This is a genomic window from Aeromonas sp. HMWF015, assembly GCF_963878965.1.
In the GTDB taxonomy this organism is placed as follows: domain Bacteria; phylum Pseudomonadota; class Gammaproteobacteria; order Enterobacterales; family Aeromonadaceae; genus Aeromonas; species Aeromonas veronii.
In genome coordinates, this window is the sequence record NZ_CAWNZT010000094.1 from 1 (window position 1) to 4,262 (window position 4,262).

General features: G+C 54.2%; 3 protein-coding genes and 1 pseudogene. All 4 read left to right on the top strand.

The window, feature by feature from the left end:
* Nucleotides 1-99: 99 nt before the first annotated feature.
* Nucleotides 100-489 (top strand): hypothetical protein, encoded by a 390-nt coding sequence (locus AACS18_RS04315; protein ID WP_181363404.1) that lies wholly within the window; start codon nt 100-102, stop codon nt 487-489.
* A 67-nt stretch (nt 490-556) separates the two neighbouring features.
* Nucleotides 557-3,091 carry a fimbria/pilus outer membrane usher protein gene (locus AACS18_RS04320; protein ID WP_108613776.1) on the top strand — a complete coding sequence of 845 codons (2,535 nt, stop codon included), beginning with the start codon at nt 557-559 and terminating at the stop codon, nt 3,089-3,091.
* 10 nt (nt 3,092-3,101) lie between these two features.
* Nucleotides 3,102-3,833, top strand: coding sequence for a fimbrial biogenesis chaperone (locus AACS18_RS04325; RefSeq protein ID WP_108613777.1), 732 nt, complete (start codon nt 3,102-3,104; stop codon nt 3,831-3,833).
* 5 nt (nt 3,834-3,838) lie between these two features.
* Nucleotides 3,839-4,262, top strand: a pseudogene (locus tag AACS18_RS04330) (fimbrial protein); the annotation flags it as partial.

Sequence of the window (4,262 nt, forward strand, 5' to 3'; positions counted from 1 at the left end):
TAAAGTGCCTTAACGTGTGACAAGGGTTGTGGTGGTGCGAGCCACCACAACTTCACACATTCTGTTTCCTCACATCGAACCTTGATCATGAAAACTTCAATGATAGCGGCCATGGTGCTGCAGCTGGTGATGATGGCGGGATCAGTCCACGCCAACGAACTCACGGATGGACTAGCCGAATCGGGCTGTACGCTGAAGGTGCTGCGCAGCATTCCGCTGCAGGCTCAGCAACCGGGTACGTTGAAAATCAGCGGTTGTCAGGTTGACGGGGCGACGGTGGCATCACTGCCTTTTATTTCCATGTCCGTGCGTGGTGCCATGAGCGATAAGCTGGGCATTCTCAATAACGGCCAATATCACAAGGTATCCGGTGAGCGCTTTATTGTCTCGGATATCGTCAACAGTGATCTGGAATTCAATTTGGGGCTCATCAGCAGTCAGCTGTTTTTTCCGGACAGTACGACGCTGTTAGAACTCAATTATATGTAAGCAAACCAATTGCTTAGTGTAGATACCTCATTACGTGAGACCTTTATGCAATTCCTAGAGTGAAAATATGAGCGTTTCAACATCAGACTCTGTGAGAAAAAAACATTATTCAAAAATGGCTTTTATGCTATGCGTGCCCGGCCTGATGGCGGTGGCAAATCACGCATGGGCAGAAACGGAGTTTAATATTGATGCGCTCGATCTGGATGAGCGGACCAAGATCGACCTCTCCCAGTTTGCCGACGAAGGCTACATCCTGCCCGGCGACTACTACCTCGAGATCGAGGTCAACAAGAACAAGCTGCCCCTGCAGAAAATCCCTTTCTACGAGAACGATACTGGCAAGGGAAAGGGTGGGGTGGCCTGCCTGCCGCAAGACGTGATCCCCAAGCTGGCGCTGACCGACGAGGCCATCGTCAAGATCGATACCTGGCACGATGGCCAGTGTGCCAACTTGTTGGCGCTGGACGGCGTAGTGATCTCGAACGATATCGGTAACGGCTTGCTGCGTATTGCCATCCCTCAGGCGTGGATGAAGTACAGCGATCCCAACTGGATTCCGCCCGAGCAATGGGATGAAGGGATCCCGGGGATGATGCTGGATTACAACATCAATGCCCAGGTCAACGAAGGCGATGGTTACTCCAATCACAACATCAGCAGCTATGGTACGCTGGGGTTCAACTACGGCGCCTGGCGTTTGCGGGGTGACTATCAGGCCAGCTCTTACTGGGGTGATAATGAGCGGACGTCGACCGAGCTGAACCGTATCTATGCCTATCGTCCGCTGCCGAACATGGCCGCCAAGCTGACAGTGGGTGAGCAGCAGCTCAACTCCCAGTTAATCGATGGTTTCCGCTATACCGGCGTCAACCTGGCCAATGACGAGCGCATGCTGCCGCCTAGTCTGCAGGGTTATGCGCCGGAAGTGAGCGGTATTGCCAAGACCAACGCCAAGGTCACCATCTCCCAGTCCGGCCGGATCATCTATGAAACCAACGTGCCGGCGGGCCCGTTTCGCATCCAGGGGCTGGACAGCTCGGTGCGCGGCCGCCTTGATGTGCGGGTAGAGGAGCAAGATGGCAGTGTCAATTCGTTCCAGGTAGACACGGCAACCGTTCCCTACCTGACTCGCCCTGGCTATGTCCGATACAACCTGGCGGTTGGTGCACCTTCCGAACAGACGGATTCGGTGCACGATGTGCACGGCCCTGCCTTTGTGACCGGTGATTTCTCCTGGGGGGTGGCGAACTCCTGGTCGCTGTACGGCGGCAGCCTGATTGCGGGTGAATACAACTCCATGGGATTGGGTATCGGTCGTGATCTCTATGCCTTCGGCGCTATTTCCGCCGACCTGACTCAGTCCATCGCCAAGTTGCCGGGCCTGTCGACCAAGATTGGCCAGTCGGTACGGGTGAACTACGCCAAGCAGTTTGATGAATACAACAGCTCGATCACCTTCGCGGGTTATCGCTTCTCCCAACATGACTTCATGACCATGTCGCAGTTCCTCAATAACAAGGATCGGTTGGAGAACAACACTACGACCTCGAGCGATGATTACAATACCTGGGGTGACAAGGAGCTCTACACCATCACCGCCAACAAGACCTTCTGGGCGGAGGATGCAGCCAAGGCGCTGACGGTTTATCTGGACTACACCCACCGAACCTACTGGGATCACGAGGCAGAGGATCGCTACGGCCTCACTATCAACAAGAACGTGAACATCGGCAGCTTCAAGGATGTCTCCGTCTATGTGTCGGCCTACAAGACCAAGACCGAGAACTACGAAGATGACAAGAGCGTCATGTTGACCCTCAGCGTGCCAATAGGGGACAGAAAGAGCGCGGGATACAGCGTACAGTCCTCCAACGGCAAGGTGACTCACCTGGCCACCTATCAGGACTACAGTCGACCGGATGATACCTATCAGTTGGGGGCGGGCGTGCAGAGCAATGGCCACGCCGTGGCGCGGGGTTACTACAACCACAACAGCGACATCGGAGCGGTCAGTCTCAATGCCTACAGCGTGCAGAGCGAATACACCTCGGTTGGTGCCAGCCTGCGTGGCGGTCTGACGGCGACCCAGCACGGTGCAGCCCTGCACCAGGCGACTCGTCGTGGCGGTACCCGTATGATGGTGGATACCGACAATACCTCCGGCGTCTCTTTCAACAATGGCCGCGCCGTGACCAACCGCTTTGGCGTCGCGGTGATCAGCGACATGACCGACTATCGCAAGAGCGACACCCGGGTCGATGTGGATCAGCTGAGCGACGACATCGATGCGATGAACGCCATCAAGCAGGGAACCCTGACCGAGGGCGCAATTGGGTATAATGCCTTCGAAATTGCCGAAGGGTTCAAGCTGCTGGCCAATGTCAGACTACCCGATGGCTCAGTGCCGCCGTTTGGTGCCACCGTCGTCAAGGATTCCGGCCGGGTGATCTCGGTAGTGGATGAAGATGGCCTGGTCTATCTGACCGGGGTGAAACCGAATGAAGCGTTTGAACTCTCCTGGGGCGGGGCCCGCCAGTGCAAGATAGTGGCGCCGCAACAAGTAACCGATCTGTCGATGAAGACTCTCACTTGCAAGTAATGGGATACCGATGAAAAAGCTGCTCTCTTATACCTGTCTGGCCGTGCTGGGCATGACCTCGCTCAACGTCAGTGCCGCCATTGTGCTGGACCGTACCCGCGCCGTTTATCCGGGCGGTGCCAAGTCCATCAGCCTCAACATCAAGAATGAGAACCAGAAGCTGCCCTACCTGGCTCAGGCCTGGATTGAAGATGCTCAGGGTCAGAAGATCTCTTCTCCCTTCGTGGTGCTGCCGCCGGTACAGCGGGTGGATGCCAACCAGAAGTCCATCGTGCGTATCGCCAGCGTGCCGGCCATCGACAGCTTGCCCAAGGATCGTGAGTCCATCTACTACTTCAACCTGCGCGAGATCCCGCCCAAGAGCGAGAAGAGCAACGTGATGCAGATTGCCGTGCAGTCCAAGATCAAGCTGTTCTACCGCCCTGAGGCTATTCTGCCGGAGCGTGGAGCCGTCTGGCAGGATCAGGTGCTGATCACCAAGCAGGGCAAAGCCCTCAAGGTCAACAATCCGACCCCTTACTACATCACCTACGTGGGCCTAGGTCATCCACAGGGCAAGGAGCGGACCACCATCAAGGGTTTCTCCGCCTTTATGGTTGCCCCCAAGTCAGAGCAGACGGTCACCATCCCGGAAGCACTGGGTAATGAATTTGTGATCAGCTATGTCAATGACTACGGCGGATATATGGATATCAAATACCAGTGCACAGGCAATGCCTGTAAAGCCGTGAAGAGCGAGTAAGCCTTATGCTACGTTCTATCTTCTGTTCAAGTCTTATGTTGTTTGCAGGAACGGCATTGGCAAATGGCTATGTGACGCCTAACCCAACCCATGATTACTATATATCGTTGGACAAGGCTGACATTCAAAACAGACCTGGTTTTACTACCAAGGCATTTGAGTGGAATTTGGGAGGGCAATACTCAGGTATCGTTACCTGCCCAGATAGAAGCATTCCACAATCTCCAGTGTACTATAAAGCAACAATGACGGATGGCTTGCCTCAAGCTGGTGATGGTTTTGTAAAACTGAATGACTTTTTGGATATGAAAGTCGAAATTTGGATAGCCGGTTGGAAGAAAAAATTTGTAACAGCCCCATTCCCGAATGAAAGTAACGATTACCCAAATTACTCTTGTACTAAAGGGAAAGAGACAAGAATAAATAATT

What these genes read in the sequence shown, in the direction of transcription:
- AACS18_RS04325 (WP_108613777.1), top strand. Translation starts at nt 3,102, where the DNA reads ATGAAAAAGCTGCTCTCTTATACCTGTCTGGCCGTGCTGGGCATGACC.
- AACS18_RS04315 (WP_181363404.1), top strand. Translation starts at nt 100, where the DNA reads ATGATAGCGGCCATGGTGCTGCAGCTGGTGATGATGGCGGGATCAGTC.
- AACS18_RS04320 (WP_108613776.1), top strand. Translation starts at nt 557, where the DNA reads ATGAGCGTTTCAACATCAGACTCTGTGAGAAAAAAACATTATTCAAAA.